Origin of the sequence: Pseudomonas moraviensis (assembly GCF_900105805.1) — a bacterium.
Classification (GTDB): Bacteria; Pseudomonadota; Gammaproteobacteria; order Pseudomonadales; family Pseudomonadaceae; genus Aquipseudomonas; species Aquipseudomonas moraviensis_A.
Genome location: NZ_LT629788.1, coordinates 1,284,238 through 1,303,134 on the forward strand (window position 1 = coordinate 1,284,238; position 18,897 = coordinate 1,303,134).

The window sequence follows — 18,897 nt, forward strand, 5'->3', positions numbered from 1 at the left end:
AGGCCGGGGCCGATGGGCAACCTTGATCCTGAGATGTTTGGGTTTTGCTTTTTTGATGTTATAAGGTAACGAGAATTTGCGGGCGGCGGTGTGGCCGTCCGGTGTTATCCCTCTCGATTGCGAAAGATCCATGACCCCTGTGCTTCCCCGTTCTGCCCCATTGACGACTGGCCGGCTGCTCTCCATTGATGCGCTCAGAGGCCTGGTGATCCTGTTCATGCTGCTCGATCACGTGCGCGAAACCTTCCTGCTGCACCGCCAGGTCTCCGATCCGATGGACGTCGCCAGCACCGAGCCGGCGCTGTTTTTCAGCCGCACGCTGGCGCATTTGTGTGCGCCGGTGTTTGTCTTGCTGACCGGACTGTCGGCCTGGCTGTACGGTGAAAAATACGCCGGCAAAGCCGATGTCAGCGCGTTTCTGTTCAAGCGCGGATTATTTCTGGTGGTGCTGGAATTCACTCTCGTCAACTTCGCCTGGACGTTCCAGTTACCGCCCAGCGTGATCTACCTGCAAGTGATTTGGGCGATCGGCCTGAGCATGATCGCGCTGGCGCTGCTGGTCTGGTTGCCGCGCGCGGTGTTGCTGACGCTGAGCCTGGCGATCATCGCCGGACACAACTTGCTTGATACGCTGCACTTCCCGGTGGAGTCGGCGCTGCATGTGCCTTGGGCGATTCTGCATGATCGAGGCTGGATCGAGATCAGCGACACCCTGCGCTTGCGTACCTCGTACCCGCTGCTGCCGTGGATCGGTGTGATCGGCTTGGGGTACGCGCTGGGCCCGTGGTTTGCCCGAAGTATGGATGCGGCGGTGCGTCAGCGTCGTTTGCTGCTTGCCGGAGTCGGTGGGTTGCTGGGGTTTGCGGCACTGCGCTTGATCAACGGCTACGGCGAGAAACCGTGGGCGGTCAGCGATTCGCTGGTGCAGACGCTGATGAGCTTTTTCAACATCACCAAGTACCCGCCGTCACTGCTGTTCATCGCATTGACCGTTAGCTCCGGCCTGTTGCTGCTGCTCGCCTTCGAGCGCGTGCAGAGTCGCCGCTGGATTGGCTGGCTGACCGTATTCGGCTCGGCGCCGATGTTTTTCTATCTGCTGCATCTGTACGTGTTGAAAGTGTTGTACCTGATTGGCGTGGCGCTGTTCGGCCTGAATCAGGGCAGCTATTTCGGCTTTTCGACGGTGGCGGCTGTGTGGCTGGCAGCGGTGGTCCTTGCCGTGGTGTTGTACCCGGCAGTGCGCTGGTTTTCGCAACTGAAAGCGCGGCGCCGGGACATCAGCTGGTTGAAATATCTGTAACTTGCGCGGACTTGTGGGAGCGAGCCTACTCGCGAAGAGGTGGTGTCAGTCAATACATTCGGTGACTGACAGAATGCTTTCGCGAGCAGGCTCGCTCCCACAATGGAAGGGTGTTGCGCCCCACATCACCTACACCGCCGTCCCCCTGTGGGAGTGAGCCTGCTCGCGAAGAGGGCGTGCCAGTCAATACTTTCTCGGCGACTGACAGAATGCTTTCGCGAGCAAGCTCGCTCGCACAATGGAAGGTGTTGCGCCCCGACTCACCTGCGCCGCCGTGCCCCTGTGGGAGTGAGCCTGCTCGCGAAGAGGTGGTGTCAGTCAATACATTCGGTGACTGACAGAATGCTTTCGCGAGCAGGCTCGCTCGCACAATGGAAGGTGTTGCGCCCCGACTCACCTGCGCCGCCGTGCCCCTGTGGGAGCGAGCCTGCTCGCGAAGAGGTGGTGTCAGTCAATACATTCGGTGACTGACAGAATGCTTTCGCGAGCAGGCTCGCTCCCACAATGGAAGGGTGTTGCGCCCCACATTACATACGCCGCCGTGCCCCTGTGGGAGTGAGCTTGCTCGCGAAGAGGGTGTGCCAGTCAATACTTTCGGCGACTGACAGACTGCTTTCGCGAGCAGGCTCGCTCCCACAGTGGAAGGGTGTTGCGCCCCGACTCACATACGCCGCCGTGCCCCTGTGGGAGTGAGCCTGCTCGCGAAGAGGGCGTGCCAGTCAATACTTTCGGCGACTGACAGAATGCTTTCGCGAGCAGGCTCGCTCCCACAATTGCTACCGTGATTGGCTTATTTGCGATCCAGCCACACGGTCTGCGCGTTGCAGAATTCCCGTACGCCAAAGTGCGAGAGCTCACGACCGAAGCCGCTCTTCTTCACGCCGCCGAAGGTCACGCGCGGGTCGCTGGCGGAGTAGCCGTTGATGAACACGCCGCCGGTTTCCAGTTCGCTGGTCAGTTGCTGGGCCAGCGCCACGTTGGCGGTGTAGATCGTCGCGGTCAGGCCAAAATCGCTGTCGTTGGCCAGAGCCACGGCGTGCGCGCAATCGCGGGCGGTGATGATCGAGGCGACCGGGCCGAACAGTTCCTGTTTGAACGAAGTCATGCGGTCAGTGACATCGGCCAGAACCGTCGGCTCATAGTAGTTGCCGGCGCCTTCGGCCTTTCTGCCACCGAGCAACAGCGTCGCGCCTTCTTCAAGGGTGTCGCGCACTTGCTGATCGAGTTCGTCACGCAGATCGAAACGCGCCATCGGCCCGATGTAAGTGTCGGCGTTCAGCGGATCGCCCATTTTCAACTGGCGTGTAGCTTCAACGAACTTACGCGTGAATTCCTCGACCACTCCTTGTTCGATGATCAGGCGCTTGGCAGCCGCGCAGACCTGCCCGGAGTTCTGATAACGACCGACTACCGCCGCATGCACGGCTTCATCCAGATCGGCGTCATTAAGCACAATGAATGGATCGGAACCGCCGAGCTCCAGCACGCACTTCTTCAACGCTGCACCGGCCTGAGCACCGATGGCCATGCCGGCGCGGACGCTGCCGGTCAGCGTCACGGCGGCGATGCGCGGATCGGCGATGGCGGTGGAAACGCCTTCCGGGGTGACGTTGAGCACTTCGAACACGCCGTCGGGGAAACCGGCGCGGACGAACGCATCGCGCAGCAGATAAGCGCTGCCCATCACGTTCGGCGCATGCTTGAGCACGTAGGTGTTGCCGGCAAGCAGCGTCGGCACCGCGCCGCGCAGCACCTGCCAGATCGGGAAGTTCCACGGCATCACCGCCAGAATGGGCCCCAGCGGGCGATACTCGATGCGCGCCTTGCCGCCTTCAACTTGTGTGGCCTCAGCATCGAGCATGGCCGGGCCGTGTTCGGCGTACCACTCGCAGAGCTTGGCGCATTTCTCGATTTCGCCACGGGCCTGAGTGATCGGCTTGCCCATTTCCTGGGTGATCATCGTCGCCATCGCTTCTGAGGTTTCACGCAGCGCGCCGGCCAGAGCGGTCAGCAGGCTTGAGCGATCCTGCAGCGGCTTGCGCTTCCACTTGCCGAAGCCGTAAGCGGCGCGGGTCAGTGCTGCATCGAGGGCAGCGGCGGATTCAAACGCGTAGTGACCGATCTGCTCGCCGGTGGCGGGGTTGATCGAGATGGCGTGGGTCTGGCTGGAAATCTGGCTCATGGCGTTGTCCTTCATGTTCGTCGGATGGGCCAAGAGTAGGGTGGTGTTTGTTTTCTGGAAACTGAATAATAAAGATCGTTTCTTTCACGATTGGAGAATGCCTGTGGATCTGGTGCAACTGGAAATCTTCAAGGCCGTGGCCGAGCACGGCAGCATCAGCGCCGCCGCCACGCAGATTCATCGCGTGCCGTCGAACCTGACCACGCGGATCAAACAGCTGGAGCAGGATCTCGGCGTCGATCTGTTCATCCGCGAGAAAAGCCGTCTGCGCCTGTCACCGGCCGGGTGGAGTTTTCTCGAGTACACGCGGCGCATTCTCGATCTGGTGCAAGAAGCCCGGGCCACTGTAGCGGGCGAAGAACCCCAGGGCGCGTTCCCTTTGGGTTCGCTGGAAAGTACCGCGGCAGTGCGCATTCCGGAACTGCTGGCCGCGTACAACCAGCAGCATCCGAAGGTCGACCTCGACCTCTCGACCGGCCCATCGGGGACGATGATCGACGGCGTGCTGTCCGGGCGTCTCGCCGCTGCATTTGTCGACGGCCCGGTACTGCATCCGGCCCTGGAAGGCGTGCCGGCGTTCGAGGAGGAAATGGTCATCATCGCGCCGCTCAACCATTCACCGGTCGAGCGTGCGGCGGACGTGAATGGCGAAAATATCTACGCTTTTCGTTCCAACTGTTCCTACCGTCACCATTTCGAAAAATGGTTCAGCACTGACGCCGCCGTGCCCGGCAAGATTTTCGAAATGGAGTCCTACCACGGCATGCTCGCCTGCGTCAGTGCCGGTGCTGGCCTGGCGCTGATGCCGCGCAAAATGCTGCAAAGCATGCCCGGCAGCGCGACGGTCAGCGTCTGGCCGCTGACGGCGGATTTCCGCTATCTGACTACCTGGCTGGTGTGGCGTCGGGGCACGGTGTCGCGCAGTCTGAGCATGTTCGTGCGGTTGCTTGAGGAGCGTGGCGTGGTGAGTGAACAGGGCTGAGCGCAGGCGTGGTTACGGCGTGCCGTTGCGCCCGTACAAACGATAACCGTCGTGCTGATTCAAGCGATCGTAGTAGGCGCGCACCGCAGCCAGGTCCCCGTGATCGAGCGGCGTTTCGAACCAGCGATTGACCGACAGCCCGATCGGGATATCCGCCAGGGAAAACTGCTCGCCACTGACGTAAGCACCGGTCTTGTGCAGTTGGCGATCGAGGATTTGCATGTTCCGCGTCCAGTCCCGGCAGCCAGCGGCCAGGGCGTCGCGGTCCTGATAATCCGTCGACTTGCGCACCAGCGCCATCAGCGGGTACGACCATGAGCGATTCAGCTCCGAGGCCTGCCAGTCGATCCACTGATCGACCCGCGCCCGGGCGATCGGCTCGGCGGGATACAAATTCGCGCCGCCATAGCGCGTCGCCAGATACCGAATGATCGTGTTGGATTCCCACAGGGTGAAATCGCCGTCCTGAATCACCGGCACCATGGCGCAGGGGTTGAGCGCGAGAAACTCCGGAGTGTTCGGCGACTTGAAACCCGACCCCCAGTCTTCACGCTCGAACGGGATGTCCAGTTCGGCGCAGGTCCACAGGACTTTGCGCACATTGATCGATGAGGCTTTGCCGAGAATTCGCAGCATGGGATTTCCTTCTCCTGGTGTCGGACGCAGAAAAATACCATAGCGCAAAACACAGGGCCCGCATTGCGCGGGCCTTGGTGGATAAGCATTTACCGGCCGCTTGTGCCCAGCGGAAATCAGCGGTTGAGGAACGCCAGCAGATCCTCATTCAACGCCTGCGCATGGGTCACGGCAAACCCGTGCGGCGCACCTGCGTAGACCTTCAACTCAGCGTCCTTGATTTGCGCGGCGGCCTGCTTGCCGGTGATTTCGAACGGCACGATCTGGTCGCCATCGCCATGGATCACCAGAGTCGGCACGTCGATCTTGGCCATGTCCGGGCGGAAGTCGGTTTCCGAGAACGCGGTTACGCAGTCGACTGTGCCCTTGAGCGACGCCAGCAGCGCAATGTTCAGAGTTTGCGTGAGCACGCCGTCAGAGATTTTCTGGCCCTGATTGATGCCGTAAAACGGCGTGTTGAAGTCAGCGATGAACTGCGCGCGATCCTTCAGCAGGCCAGCCTTGATGCCGTCGAATACCGATTTGTCGACGCCATCGGCGAAGTCGGCTTTCTTGCCGAACAGCGGCGTGACCGCACCCAGCAATACCAGACCGGCAACGCGCTCGCTGCCATGCCGGGCGATGTAACGGCTGACGTCGCCGCCACCCATGGAAAAGCCGACCAGGGTCACGTCGCGCAGATCCAGATGGTTGATCAGGCCGGCGATGTCATCAGCGAAGGTGTCGTAGTCGTAGCCGGTCCACGGCTGATCCGAGCGACCGAAACCACGGCGGTCGAACGCGATAGTGCGGTAGCCGCGACTGCTCAGGTATTCCATCTGGTATTCCCACATGTCGGCATCCAGCGGCCAGCCGTGGCTGAACAGCACGGGCTTGCCGCTGCCCCAGTCCTTGTAATAGATCTCGGTGCCGTCTTGGGTCTTGAAGGTGCTCATGCAAACTCCTTGTGATCGTGTGTGGCAAGAATAGATGCCGAATGGGCAACGGCCACTATCCGCGCAAAATCCGAAAGTCACTTGTACGCAGGTGCTGGTTTCACACGTTTGAAAACGCGACGAACCCCGATGAACGGTGCAAACATAAGTTTGATGTCAAAATGATGGTCATCTAATATCGTGCCACTATTTTGATGTCACTTTTTGTGTCGAGGGATCGAAGATGTTTTCACCCGCCTTCACGGCGCGGTGGTGCTTGGCTTTGCTCTGCCTTTCTCCGCTTGAATCCGCTTGGGCTGCGCCCACCCCCGGCGAAACCGACCTGATCCGCGAACGTCAGAACCGTTTGCTCGAAGAGCAGCAACGGCGTCTCGAAGAACTCAAGGACCTGCCCGGCAAAGACGCCAGACCAGCGCAACCGACGACCCCCGCCGATAGTCGCTGTTTCACCATCAAGGACATTGAGCTCAAAGGCGCCGACAGCCTGTCCGAGCGCGAAAAGGCGCGTCTGCTCGAACCCTATATCGGCGAATGCCTCGGCGTGCCGCAGCTCAACGAGCTGCTTAAAGTCCTTTTCTTCAACGAACATACTATGCGTGATGGAAGTGTAGGTCGTTTTGATCCTGATGCTGGCATCGCAGAAACCTGGTCGAGATTTCAAAGTGGTACTTTTAAGCAGGAAGATATCCAGCTGTTCAAGCATGAGTATTTCGAGTCCAGATTCGAGGGTATATTTAGACAGGATTATGGCGTTTCTCATGATAAAACACAGATACGTTATCCAAGCCCGCTAGATTGAGAGGTGTACGTGGCTATTTATATAGAGATGGACAAGGTTATAGAGACTGAAGATTATGTTGAATATACGTTTGGTCGGGGCGGCGATGTAGGTCTGATACGGCTAGATAAAATAAAGGAAACTATAAGCGTCATAAAGGAGTGCCCGTTGGATGTAAGCGGAAAATGGTCGGAGAGAGCCGGTATGAAGCTCGCTCGGCTCTTTGTAAAAGGCGAGTTTCCCGAGAAAACCCAGTGGGCTTCTTGAGAGGGGATAGATAGGAGATGGGATAAATGTGGACAGACCCTGAGGGATGCTCACAAATCCACTCCAGGCTCTGCGCTTGATGATGTACCTCATCACGCAGAGCTTTCGCCAGACTTTTCCGATTGGAGGCTAAACGATGAATCATGAGCAGCAGGATCTGATTATCGATTTGGTGTCAAAAAAAATTTCCAAGGAAAGATTGGTTGAGATATTTTTTGGGGGCGACATTCCTGATGGATATCTCCGTCGTGAGTTGGAAGTTGCGCTCGAAATCAAAGATTCTGATAATGTTGAATGCCTGCTGATATTCGGTTCTGTTTTTGGATTTGCACAGGATTGTGCCGATATTTTGTGCCGTCTGTTAATTCAGGATTGGCACACCAGTCATGAAAATATCGCCAGGGAATTGAAGGTGTTTAAATACCCTAGCGCGGTTGATTATTTATTTAAAGCAGCGCTAACTCACCATCAATACATTGCTTCCGATTACGCGCTTGGAGTTAAGTGCATTTACGCGCTATATGAAATAGGGGCGGATGATGCACGGGAAAAACTGCAGTTGTTGATGAAGGTCGACGTTCCTGAAATGTCAGAACTTGCAGTGCGATTGCTAATTCCATGAAAAAGTAAGGTGTAGGTTACAAGTCACTAGTTGCTGCATTATAGGATTATTCGATTGGGATGAGCTCTTTGGCTTTTTCAATCTCGCCCTTTAGCAGCAACTCGTGAATGTCATGAGCAAGTGGAGTGACATCGCTTATGTTCTGGATCCATGTCGTTGACATAGAGCTCGACGGCTTTTGCGCTCAGGCCTATCTGAATGGCACGGCTTATCTGAGCTTTGAGATGTTCGTCTCGATCTGGGTCCCACTGAATTCGGACAGGTGTCTGCTTTTTAAGTTTTAGCCATTCTTCCTCACTCATGGAATCTTCCGTGCCCATTCAAACCCATCTCATGAAATATCGATGGCCAGAATTCGAGACTGTCTTGTGTCCTTCAAGCCCCATCCCGACCGATGCATCATCCACAGGAAGGATGGCTTTATCCATGTCATCCGTTCCATTTTGAAAGGCGGGGAAACAAAGGTGCCGTGACTTAGCGCGGCATCGGCAATGACATCAGAATAAGCTTGGTAAACACGGATGGTGTTCGCATCGTATAAGCCGCGAATCTGGCGGATTGGTGTGGCATTTGAACTCGCTAGCTGATTCACCATTTTCATACCCTAAGCTTAATGACGCGTAAATGGTCGGCGTCCTGGCGTTTGGCTTTTGTTACTACACATCCCTCGGAGGGCCTTCATACATGAAACTGTCTCGACTGCTGCTGTCTTTTATTCTCACGTTAACCGGCTGCCATTCCAACGTCAGAGATTCTTCCCCCAGCCTCCTGAAAAACGGCTTGCAACTACAACAAAGAACTGTCACGCCAGATACGCAACACGCCAAAGTAATCATGAAAGCCACAGGTTACACATACCCTGTCGAGTTCTCGGTTCGCCGGGCTTCAGATCCCGATCAACGAATGGAAGTGCTGGGTACCGTGGTGGATTCCGGGCGGGGCAAGGTATTCGGCTGGATCGCCAAACTCAGCGAAGCGGCCAATAGCGCCACGTTCAAGCACTTCCCTCAGTTGGAAACGCAAGCCAATGCCGACGAACCCTTCGAGGTGTCGGGGCGTTCCAACAGCATGGGCACCGGCAATACTTATAGCTGCGGGCCGCTGAACAGCACTTTTACGCCGGAGCGAAGCACGGTCTACCTGGTGGAGTTTCAGTTTGCCGGGCAGGGTTGCGAGCAGCATGTTTACGATGTCACCCAGCCGGATCAACGTCGCCTTATCGGAGGCTGAGGCATTTGAAATTAAATCGGGTAAATGGGAACAAACCACGTTTAGAAGGCACTCCAAAACGTGCTCTGTCCCCGTTTCCTTTGCAGCCAGCAACACCGCACCGGCTCTGACCTGGACAGTCGGTAATGTTGCGGTAAATGCCCAGGACCATCTGGTCGCAGCGACCAGTGGCGGGCCGCGCAACCTGTTCATCGATGCCCCGGCAGCGGTGTCTGACAGCACGCGCGCCGTTGACACTTTCCACCGCACCCCAAGCATGGTTCAGGCGGTTGCCAGTACGGTCGATGTCAAGGTACCAGAGGGCGCCACCGGCTCGGGCATGGCAAGTCGCGGCAACGACATGAAAGAGTCGATCGACACCCGTCCGGTCACCCGTGTTACTGGACTACCTGACACCAAAGCACCGTCCAATCCGCACAAATACCTGATCGAAACCAACCCGGCACTCACCGACATCAAGTCGTTCATGAGCTCCGATTACCTGCTCGACAAACTTGGCTTCGACCCCGACCAGAGCGCCAAGCGTCTGGGCGACGGCCTCTACGAACAACGCCTGATCCAGCAAGCCGTCACCGCTCGCACCGGCCAGGCTTTCCTCGATGGCCAGACCTCCAACGAGGGCATGTTCAAGTACCTGATGAACAACGCCATCGCCAGCAAGGACGCACTCAACCTGTCGGTCGGCGTCGGCCTTACATCGCAGGAAGTCGCGGCGCTGACCCACGACATCGTCTGGCTCGAAGAACACGAAGTGAATGGCGAGAAAGTGCTGGTGCCGGTGGTTTATCTGGCGCAAGCCAATGGCCGTCTCGGCCCGACCGGGGCGCTGATTGCCGGTAACGATGTGACGCTGATTGCGGGTGAAAACCTCGATAACGTCGGTACGTTGAAAGCGACGAATAACCTGTCCGCCACAGCCGGCAAAGACTTGGTCAACAGCGGCTCAATCGAGGCGGGTAATCATCTGGATTTGCTGGCGACCAACAACATCGTCAACAAGGCGGGCGGCATCATTACCGGCAAGGACGTCAGCCTGACCACTCGCACCGGCGATGTGATCAACGAACGGACCATCACCTCAAGGGACGACCAGTACGGGTCAGTCACCCAGCATAAGGATTACGCCGATAACGCCGCACGCATCGAAGCCGTCAACGACCTGACTGTCAAAGCGGCGAAGGACATCAACGTTATTGGCGGTGTTCTGAAAAGCGGCCAGGACATGACGTTGAATGCCGGGCGCGACGTCAATGTCGCCTCAGTACAGGTCAACGACAGCGTGTCACTCGGGTCGAGGGCAAGTGCCAGCGATGTTACCCAACTGGGTGCTGATATCGATGCCGGGCGTGATTTCAAGGCAGACGCCAAACGCGATATCCACATCATCGCCAGCGAAATCGATGCCAAGCGCGATGTATCGATGAAGGCGACCGAGAATCTGGTGATTACCTCGGCGGCGGACGAGGAACATTCGAACTCGAAAAACAAGAACGAGAAACGCCAGGAGGACCATGTCACTCAGGTCATGTCAGGCATCACCGCAGGCGGCGATGTCAGGCTGGATGCGGGCAAAGACCTGAGTGTGATTTCCAGTCGGGTGACGGCGGGGGATGAGGCGTATTTGGTGGCTGGTGACAACCTGCAGATCCTGGCGCTGCAAGACACCGATTACTCGCTTTACGACATGAAGAAGAAGGGCGGCTTCGGCAAGCTGAAAATGCAGCATGACGAGGTCACCGACAACAAGTATGTCGGCTCGGAAATCAAGGCTGGCGGCGATCTGACGCTCAAGAGCGGAGGCGATCAGCTTTATCAGGTCGCCCAGCTCGAAAGTGGCAACAACATCACACTCGATAGCGGTGGGGCGATCACGTTTGAAGCGGTAAAAGACCTTCATAACGAAAGCCATACCAAGACTGACAACAACGCCGCGTGGGTGTCCTCCAAGGGCAAGGGCAACACCGACGAAACCCTGCGTCAGACCCAAATGATTGCCAAGGGCAACATCGTCATCAAAGCCGTCGATGGCTTGAAGATCGATATCAAGGATGTGAACCAGCAGTCCGTCAGTCAGACCATCGACAGCATGGTCAAGGCTGACCCGCAGTTGGCGTGGTTGAAAGAGGCCGAGGCCCGTGGGGACGTCGACTGGCGTCTGGTTAAAGAGATTCACGAGTCGTTCAAGTACAACAACTCGGGGCTTGGTCCGGCTTCGCAGATGATTATTGCGATCGTTATGGCTGCGGTTGTTGGACCGGCAGCTTTGACGGCGATGAGTGGGATGGGCACGTTCTGGGCGGCATCTTATGCTGCTGTAGCCACCGGAGCAGCGACAAATGCCGCCACCAGTTTTATCAATAACGGTGGCAACCTTGGCGCTGTATTCAAAGATGTAACGTCTTCTGATGCGCTGGCTGGCTATGTTATTTCAGGAGTAACTGCTGGCCTGACGGCGGGCTACTTCGACAGCATTCTCAAGACCACAACAAATCCGATAACCGGCCAAGTCATGACTGACTTGAGCAGTCTGGAAGGCATCGGCCGTTTCGCCGGTAACCAGCTGCTGCAGAACACGACTTCCACTGTTTTGGGCGCGACTTTCGGTCAGCACGCGAATTTCGGTAATGCGTTGACGGGCGCTCTGTTGAGTACTCTGAACGCGGCGGCATTCAATGCTGTAGGCGATTTTGCTGCTAAACAGGGCTGGAAAGACGGCAGTCTCGAAAAAATCGCATTGCACGCGGTTGTTGGAGGGTTGCTGACTGAAGCTGCGGGTGGCGATTTCAAAACGGGTGCATTGGCGGCGGGTGCAAATGAGGCTCTGGTTACCCAGTTGGCCACGCTGGTCAAGAACGACAGCAACCTGTTGTCGATGTCCTCCCAACTGGTGGGTATCGCTGCGGCAGCCGTAAGCGACGGTAACCTTCAAGAGGGCGCGACTATTGCGAAGGACGCTACTAATTACAACTACCTTATGCACCACGAAATCGTGGAAATGTTGGATGAGCAGGCAAAATGCGCATCCGAGACGTGCAAAGCAGAAGTGCGAGAGCGTTATGCCAATCTGGATGAGCAGCGAAATGCGGAGTTGGGTAGCCTCTGTCAGAAAAACTTAAGTGCCTGCAAGCAGCTTTCGGATCAGCTCCTAGCCGATCAGCCAAAAATTCGCGAACTGGCAGAGCAGCTCAGGCTCAGTGGGGATATAGGTGCAGCTGCAAACGTAGGCTGGATCATTACGGAGAATAACCAAACTGCGCAAAACACGATCATCAGAGAGATTGTGGTTCAGCGTGATGGTGAAAGCGCCGCGTTTTGGGCAGATGCTGCAGGCGTAGCCGCAGATGTCGCGGGCGGTGGTAAACCGGGCGGTAGCAAAGGAACGACTAAGACTGGCATTGCTGATAACACCGAGTCTTCCCTCCCAAATTCACCGTCCACGAAAGGGCCGAGTGAAGATATACCTCCTGCCACGTCTGCCATTTCCCGCGTAGGTTTGAAAGAGGATCTCGCAGGACAGGCGGGCATTCCGCGGGATATGATTGGTAATCCATCCAGCGTTTGGGGACGATCGATTGACGATATTAAACAGTCACTTACAATGGACGGAGCAACCGCTACTTTGTCGACTAAGAGCAAAACGTCAGGTAATGCTCAAGTTTACGAGATCAGTGGGAGTGCAACAGGTATTAAGGAAATCCAATATAGTCCGTCTACCGTTGATAGCGTCAATAAATCAACGCACATAGGTGAGTACTATAGAATCACGTATAGTGATAATACTTCAGTTAAAGTGGTTGATCCTGATACGTATCGACCTCAGTTTAAAGGGCCGAACGAGCCGATTTATGACAAAGATACGCTTTTCATGAACCCTCAGGGGCAAGAAATGCTATTTAACCCGGCTACCAACAAGTGGGTACCAAAATGAGTAATGTTTCTATATCTTGGGTCGCAACCATATTGCCTGGAAGATCACTTGCTGGAGTGCCGCTAGGGCTAGCGGCGCCTGATCTCGAAACATGGCTGGCAATGTATGCTATCGACGAAGCAAAAACCTTATATAAATTTGAAGAAGGTCCAATCCTAAGGTTGACAAAGTGCGATAATCGAAAGGGCGAAGGTGGTTATGTATTTTATTTATATGATAATAGTGTTATCAATTCCAATAAGTTTGGTATTCCTGCTTTAAGTATAATGCTGAAATGCAACAAAGTTTTCGCGCTTAAAGTTTATGATTTTAGTTTTCCCGGTGAGGCGGCTAGTGCTTTTGTCTACCAGGGATCGCTAACTTCGAATATAAGATTGGGGAGCAATGTTGCTGAGTTGAAAAAAATCACGTCATTGGACTTTGATAAGGGCGAAGGCTGGTTTATAACAGATGAAAAGTTTGGTTTGATTGAGGTTTCAGGCTGGGGAGTACCGCTGGAAGAAGAACCTCAGCAGCTGATTACTGCCATTTGTGTAATTTGATGCGCTTGCACGGAAGCCGATCCGGATGCTTCTTCATGACTCGATAATGCAAGTTGATAAATGGATAAATGGGGACAGACCACGTTTAGAAAGTAGGTGAAGGCGATGGATCCCAAAACATACGAACTGCTCAATGGTATTCCGGAACACGCCGATTACGCTGTGGAGGCGGGTGACCTTGACCGAGAAGACATTTCACAAGAAAGAATGGCGGCAGTGAGACAGCTGCTCAACTGTGAGAATGAAATGGAGCGTTTTCAGGCTTCTAAACTTCTCACCAGTTGGGGCGTCCATGACGGCTTGATAGTGCTGGAAGAATATATGCGGCGCCCAGAGATTATTGAGGGTATTTATACCCATAGACTCCATGGGTACGATGATACATATCGGCATATATTGATGGCAGTGACGATGTATTTCGCGAATGCCGCTGAGGTCAGTGGAAAGGAATTAGCGAGGCGTCAGGTATATGATGTGCTTTCAAAAATAATCGCTCTGGCCAACGAGAGGCCTTTTGAAATATCGGAAATATATTCTTTCGTGCATCGTGAAAAGTATTCAGAGTACCTCCCGCTGCTGAAGCAGCATTTGATCGCAATGGTTGAACATCCCGAACTGCACCGATGGAAAGTCAAGGATGCCATTGGTTTGATAATGGAGTTTGATGCTGATTTTGTCAGAGCTTTATTGGATAAATGGGGACAGACCACGTTTAATGTAATTGACTGCAACAATACGTAAAAATTTGCCATCATGTTTACCTTTCGGCCCGCTAAGCTTTCAGTTCGACCAATTGAAAGGATTCATTGATGCCGCGTAGAGCCCGAGTTTTGATACCAGGCGTGCCACTCCACTTGATTCAGCGAGGAAACAATAGATCTGTCTGTTTTTTTACCGAGGAAGATTACCTTTTTTATTTGGAGCTTTTGGTCGAGCAGGCTTCTAAAAATGACTGTGATATTCATGCGTGGTGCTTAATGACCAATCACATTCATTTGTTAGTCAGTCCTCATAATGCCAACAGCGCAAGCCTGCTGATGAAAGGTGTCGGTCAGAGATACGCTCAATATATAAATCGTACGTATAGTCGCAGCGGGTGTTTGTGGGAAGGCCGGTATCGTTCATGCCTTGTTGAGAATGAACGATATTTGTTGTGTTGTTATCGATACATCGAATTGAATCCCGTGAGAGCTAAAATAGTAAATCATCCGGCAGAATATCGCTGGTCAAGTTACCGTGTTAACGCACAATCAGAGCGATCACACATTGTTACCCCTCATGCTCAGTATTTGGCGCTTGGAGGGCTGGGCGGGCAACCGGCAGAAGCTTACCGCGAACTGTTCAAAAATGACTTAGAGTCGGAATTGGTTGACCAGATTCGTGACGCGACCAATGGAAATAATGTTTTTGGCGGTTCAAAGTTTGCTGTTGATGTCGAGGCAATGATCGGTCGTCGTGTGCAGCGAGGGAGCCCGGGACGGCCCAAAAAGCCGACGATTTAGTGGAAAACGTGGTCTGTCCCCGTTTTCTCCAAGCAAAAAAAGGGGCGAATTCATGTCGATGAATTCGCCCCTTTTTTATTGAGTGTCAGCCTACCGTGCTGTCAGCGAAACGCCGGCACCACATGCTTGATGAACAGCTCCAGCGACTTCTTCTTCTCCGCATGCGGCAAGCTGTTGTCACACCAGAAACTGAACTCATCCACGCCCAGTTCCTGGTAGTACTTGATCCGCGGAATGATCTCTTCCGGGGTGCCGATCATCGCGGTCTTGTGCAGGCTTTCCAGTTCAAACTCCGGACGCCCGGCAAATTTCTCCTCGGGGCTCGGGGCGAGGAAGCCGTTGACCGGGGTTTGCTTGTTGCCGAACCACGCGTCGAAGGTGCGGTAGAAACGTGAGATGGCTTTTGCGCCGACTTTCCAGCCGTCCGGTTCGTCGGCGGTGTGCACGTGGGTATGGCGCAGCACCATCAGTTGTGGGCGCGGCACGTCAGGGTTGTTGTCCAGCGCGGTCTGGAATTTGTTCTTCAGGTCGAGGACTTCTTCGTCGCCTTTCATCAAAGGCGTGACCATGACGTTGCAGCCGTTGGCCACGGCGAAGTTGTGCGAGTCGGGGTCGCGGGCGGCGATCCACATTGGCGGATTTGGTTTCTGGATCGGCTTCGGCACGCTGGTGGAGGTGGGGAATTTCCAGATGTCGCCGTCGTGGGCGTAGTCGCCTTGCCACAGGGCGCGGACCACCGGGACCATTTCGCGCAGGGCCTGGCCACCGCTGGAGGCGGGCATGCCGCCGACCATGCGGTCGAATTCGACTTGATAGGCGCCGCGTGCGAGGCCGACTTCCATGCGGCCGTTGCTGATCACGTCGAGCAGGGCGCATTCACCGGCGACGCGCAGTGGGTGCCAGAACGGCGCGATGATGGTGCCGGCGCCGAGGTGGATGGTCGTGGTTTTCGCTGCGAGGTAGGCCAGCAGCGGCATCGGGCTTGGGGAGATGGTGTATTCCATGGCGTGGTGTTCGCCGATCCACACGGTGCTGAAACCGCCGGCCTCGGCCATCAGGGTCAGTTCGGTCAGGTCTTCGAACAGTTGGCGGTGGCTGACGCTTTCGTCCCAGCGTTCCATGTGTACGAACAGGGAAAATTTCATGACGCTACCTCGAGTCTTTTGTAATTGGCCGGTCGTGTGCGGGCCTGTCGAACTGACGTGAACGCTGTGCGCTCGCTAGTCTTCTCACCATTCAAGCACGCCTGCAAGGACGGCTGTTCGGTTGATTGAATATTGGTATACCATAATACGGAATATCCGCAAAATATTTCTGACCGACACTTCGAACAAGGAAGGCGCAAGCAATGAACATAAAACAAAAACTGACTTTGGCGTTTGCGGTAATCGCCAGCCTGCCGGTGTTACTGGTGGCAGCGCTGATCATCCTCAATGTCCGCGAGGGCGCGCGCGACACCTTTACCGACAGCACCGGGCGCGAAGTGCGTCAGGTGGAAAACGCCATGCAGCTGTTTTTCGAGGGCATCAGCCAGAACGTTGCCTACCTGGCCGAGCATCCGCAACTGCAGAGCATCGACGCCAGCCTCAAACGCTACCTGAGCAGTGACGCCGCGCAAGTGCCAATGGGGCCGCAGGATCAACAGCTGTTCAAGCTGTTTGATGGTCTGGCCAAGGCGCATCCGGCTTACACCTACCTGTCACTCGGCACCGAGCAGGGCGGTTATCTGTTCTGGCCGGGCGATGCGCAACTGGCGAACTACGATCCGCGCACCCGTCCCTGGTACAAAACGGCGATGGCAAATCCCGGCAAAACGCTGCGCACCGAGGCCTATTACTGGGCGGCGGATGATGTGGTGCTGGTGAGCACCGTGCGCAGTTTCAACAACCAGTTGGGCAGCAATGCCGGCGTAGTCAACATCGACGTGTCGCTCAAGCAATTGACCGATCTGGTCAAGCAGATCCGCCTCGGTGAAAGCGGTTATCTGATGTTGATGGAAGCAAACAACACCGTGCTGGTCGACCCGAGCGACCCGGCGCACAACTTCAAGAAACTCAGCGAGCTCGGCGACGGTTATCAGCAACTGGCCGAGGCCGGCAAAGGCCTGGTCGAGGTGCAATTGGCCGGCGAGGATTACATGGCGCTGGTCTGGCCCTCGCAGGCGTTGGGCTGGCGGTTTGTCGGCTTGGTGAAGGCGAGCGATGTGATGGCAGGGGCGACTCGTTTGACCTGGCTGATCGGCGCTATCGCAGTGATCTGCGCGTTGCTGTTTGCGATGGTCGGCGCGTGGTTCGCCGGGCTGATGGTCAAGCCGATTCGTGGTGTCGCCAGCGGTCTCGAAGGCATTGCTCAAGGCGAGGGCGATCTGACGGCGCGACTGGAAGTGCGCGGGCAGGACGAAACCGCGCAATTGGCTGGATGGTTCAACCAGTTTCTCGAAGCGATCCGTACGCTGATCCAGCGTATCGGCCAGGCGGCGGGACAGATTCACAGCAGCTCCGGCAGCGCCACCGAAGTCTCGGCGGAAATGGCCGACGTGGCTGCACGTCAGCGCGAGGCGGTGGATATGGTGTCGACCGCGTTTCACGAAATGGTCGCTACGTCCAACGAGGTCGCGCGCTCGTGCAGTCAGGCCGCCGACTCGGCAGACAACGGTCAGCGCCAGGCACACACCGGGCAGCAACAGATCGACGCGGCGGTGAGCAACGTCGGCCGTTTGAGTCAGGAGATCGGCCACAGTGCCGAGGCGATGCAGCAACTGGAGCAGGACAGCAACGATATCCAGTCGATCCTCGGCACCATCCGCTCGATTGCCGAGCAGACCAATCTGCTCGCGCTCAACGCCGCTATCGAAGCCGCGCGCGCCGGAGAACAGGGCAGGGGCTTTGCCGTGGTCGCCGATGAAGTTCGCGCGCTGGCCAAGCGCACTTCAGACTCGACCGGTGAGATTGACGCACTGCTGGGCAATCTGGCGCGGCGCACTCATCAGATGGGCAAGCAGATGCACGCCAGCCTGGAGGTGTCGCAGGAAACCGTGGTGTCGATCAACGAGGCGCGGGCGAGTTTTGAATTGATCCGGGAATCGGTCGACGTGATTCGCGACATGAACACGCAGATCGCCACGGCGGCGGAGGAACAGCATCAGGTAGCCGAGGACATCAATCGCCACATCAGCCAGATTCATGGCGATGCGCAGTTAGTGGCAAGCCTTGCGGACTCGACTCGCCAGGATGCGCAGAACCTGACGGCGTTGTCGCAGACGTTGAATCAGTTGGTGAGCCGGTTCCGGACGTAATCAGCTACACCGAAACCCCTGTAGGAGTGAGCCTGCTCGCGATAGCGGAATATCAGCCAACATCTGCATCGACTGACACACTGCGATCGCGAGCAGGCTCACTCCTACATGGGATTGATGTGTTCAGCAGTTCCGGGATCACGCCACAACCGGCAACGCACCCATCTTGCCGTGGCAGTACACCAGCGGCCCGGCGACTTGCTCAGGGACGATCAGGTTCTTCACCGCGCCGACCATGATCGCGTGGTCGCCACCTTCATATTCACGCCACAACTCGCACTCGATCACCGCCGTGGCATTGGCGAGGATCGGGTTGCCCAGTGCGCTCAATGTCCACTCGATGCCCTGCGCCTTGTCCTTGCCTTTGCGGGCGAAGGCATAGGCCTCGCTTTGCTGCACGCTGGACAACAGGTGAATCGCAAAGCGTTTGTTCTTGATCAGCACTGGATAGGAATCGGAGCTGTAGTTGGGGCAGAACAGCACCAGCGCCGGGTCCATCGACAGCGAGCTGAAGGCGCTGGCGGTCAGGCCGACGATCTGGCCGTCGTCGTCCAGGGTAGTGATGACGGTGACGCCGGACGGGAACGAGCCCATGACTTGTTTGTAAATGGCAGCATCGATCATTGGGTGGTCCTCGGGTGTGTGACACGGTTTTTATGATTTGTAGGTCTGATGGTATACCGTAATACATATCTTGC

Annotated in this window: 15 protein-coding genes and 3 pseudogenes; 11 read left to right on the plus strand and 7 right to left on the minus strand. The window is 56.0% G+C overall.

The genetic code is table 11. The features are described 5' to 3' along the window. The first annotated feature begins 130 nt into the window (after positions 1 to 130). A complete protein-coding gene (locus BLU71_RS06215) occupies positions 131 to 1,300 on the plus strand; it encodes a DUF1624 domain-containing protein (protein ID WP_083352562.1) in 1,170 nt (389 codons plus the stop codon). A 790-nt stretch (positions 1,301 to 2,090) separates the two neighbouring features. Here BLU71_RS06215 and BLU71_RS06220 read toward each other — a convergent pair. Then, positions 2,091 to 3,482, minus strand: a complete 1,392-nt coding sequence (locus tag BLU71_RS06220) for an aldehyde dehydrogenase family protein (protein ID WP_064363470.1) — start codon at positions 3,480 to 3,482, stop codon at positions 2,091 to 2,093. Between the two features lie 103 nt (positions 3,483 to 3,585). On the opposite strand from BLU71_RS06220, the gene ptrR reads away from it, so the two are divergent. Then, complete coding sequence (ptrR, locus tag BLU71_RS06225) at positions 3,586 to 4,464, plus strand: putrescine utilization regulator PtrR (RefSeq protein ID WP_064363692.1); 879 nt, start codon at positions 3,586 to 3,588, stop codon at positions 4,462 to 4,464. A 12-nt stretch (positions 4,465 to 4,476) separates the two neighbouring features. Here the strand turns inward: ptrR and BLU71_RS06230 are convergent, their stop codons facing one another. Continuing rightward, positions 4,477 to 5,100, minus strand: a complete 624-nt coding sequence (locus BLU71_RS06230; protein ID WP_064363469.1) for a glutathione S-transferase family protein — start codon at positions 5,098 to 5,100, stop codon at positions 4,477 to 4,479. Between the two features lie 116 nt (positions 5,101 to 5,216). Beyond that, positions 5,217 to 6,035: an alpha/beta fold hydrolase gene (locus tag BLU71_RS06235; RefSeq protein WP_064363468.1), complete on the minus strand. Its 819-nt coding sequence runs from the start codon at positions 6,033 to 6,035 to the stop codon at positions 5,217 to 5,219. A gap of 223 nt (positions 6,036 to 6,258) precedes the next feature. Here BLU71_RS06235 and BLU71_RS27250 point away from each other — a divergent pair. Further along, positions 6,259 to 6,609: pseudogene (locus BLU71_RS27250) on the plus strand (POTRA domain-containing protein); the annotation flags it as partial. Between the two features lie 607 nt (positions 6,610 to 7,216). Beyond that, positions 7,217 to 7,702, plus strand: coding sequence for a hypothetical protein (locus BLU71_RS06250; protein WP_083352564.1), 486 nt, complete (start codon positions 7,217 to 7,219; stop codon positions 7,700 to 7,702). Between the two features lie 110 nt (positions 7,703 to 7,812). Here BLU71_RS06250 and BLU71_RS27870 read toward each other — a convergent pair whose 3' ends face one another. Continuing rightward, a complete protein-coding gene (locus tag BLU71_RS27870) occupies positions 7,813 to 8,022 on the minus strand; it encodes a DUF4291 family protein (protein WP_317615020.1) in 210 nt (69 codons plus the stop codon). Positions 8,023 to 8,033: 11 nt separating this feature from the next. Then, positions 8,034 to 8,303, minus strand: coding sequence for a DUF4291 family protein (locus BLU71_RS27875; protein WP_268893410.1), 270 nt, complete (start codon positions 8,301 to 8,303; stop codon positions 8,034 to 8,036). An 83-nt stretch (positions 8,304 to 8,386) separates the two neighbouring features. Between BLU71_RS27875 and BLU71_RS06260 the strand changes: the two genes are divergently transcribed. From BLU71_RS06260 to BLU71_RS06280, 5 genes are all read left to right on the plus strand, one after another. After that, the gene (locus BLU71_RS06260; protein ID WP_083354306.1) at positions 8,387 to 8,932 is read left to right on the plus strand and encodes a hypothetical protein; all 546 of its coding nucleotides are present in this window, start codon (positions 8,387 to 8,389) and stop codon (positions 8,930 to 8,932) included. Continuing rightward, positions 8,883 to 12,860 (plus strand): DUF637 domain-containing protein, encoded by a 3,978-nt coding sequence (locus BLU71_RS06265; protein WP_083352565.1) that lies wholly within the window; start codon positions 8,883 to 8,885, stop codon positions 12,858 to 12,860. Before BLU71_RS06260 ends, BLU71_RS06265 begins: the two co-directional genes overlap by 50 nt. Next, positions 12,857 to 13,402 (plus strand): hypothetical protein, encoded by a 546-nt coding sequence (locus BLU71_RS06270; protein ID WP_042606743.1) that lies wholly within the window; start codon positions 12,857 to 12,859, stop codon positions 13,400 to 13,402. Before BLU71_RS06265 ends, BLU71_RS06270 begins: the two co-directional genes overlap by 4 nt. A 105-nt stretch (positions 13,403 to 13,507) precedes the next feature. Further along, positions 13,508 to 14,143, plus strand: coding sequence for a hypothetical protein (locus tag BLU71_RS06275; protein ID WP_042606744.1), 636 nt, complete (start codon positions 13,508 to 13,510; stop codon positions 14,141 to 14,143). Positions 14,144 to 14,211: 68 nt separating this feature from the next. Then, positions 14,212 to 14,904 carry a transposase gene (locus BLU71_RS06280; protein ID WP_080902441.1) on the plus strand — a complete coding sequence of 231 codons (693 nt, stop codon included), beginning with the start codon at positions 14,212 to 14,214 and terminating at the stop codon, positions 14,902 to 14,904. 101 nt (positions 14,905 to 15,005) lie between these two features. Here the strand turns inward: BLU71_RS06280 and BLU71_RS06285 are convergent, their stop codons facing one another. Then, positions 15,006 to 16,049 (minus strand): LLM class flavin-dependent oxidoreductase, encoded by a 1,044-nt coding sequence (locus tag BLU71_RS06285; RefSeq protein WP_083352566.1) that lies wholly within the window; start codon positions 16,047 to 16,049, stop codon positions 15,006 to 15,008. A 359-nt stretch (positions 16,050 to 16,408) separates the two neighbouring features. Here BLU71_RS06285 and BLU71_RS28090 point away from each other — a divergent pair. Together BLU71_RS28090 and BLU71_RS28095 are read left to right on the plus strand one after the other, a co-directional pair. Further along, positions 16,409 to 17,293, plus strand: a pseudogene (locus BLU71_RS28090) (cache domain-containing protein); the annotation flags it as partial. Between the two features lie 309 nt (positions 17,294 to 17,602). Beyond that, a pseudogene (locus tag BLU71_RS28095) lies at positions 17,603 to 18,199 on the plus strand (methyl-accepting chemotaxis protein); the annotation flags it as partial. A 138-nt stretch (positions 18,200 to 18,337) separates the two neighbouring features. Here BLU71_RS28095 and BLU71_RS06295 read toward each other — a convergent pair. Beyond that, positions 18,338 to 18,823 carry a flavin reductase family protein gene (locus BLU71_RS06295; protein WP_042606747.1) on the minus strand — a complete coding sequence of 162 codons (486 nt, stop codon included), beginning with the start codon at positions 18,821 to 18,823 and terminating at the stop codon, positions 18,338 to 18,340. Between the last annotated feature and the right edge of the window lie 74 nt (positions 18,824 to 18,897).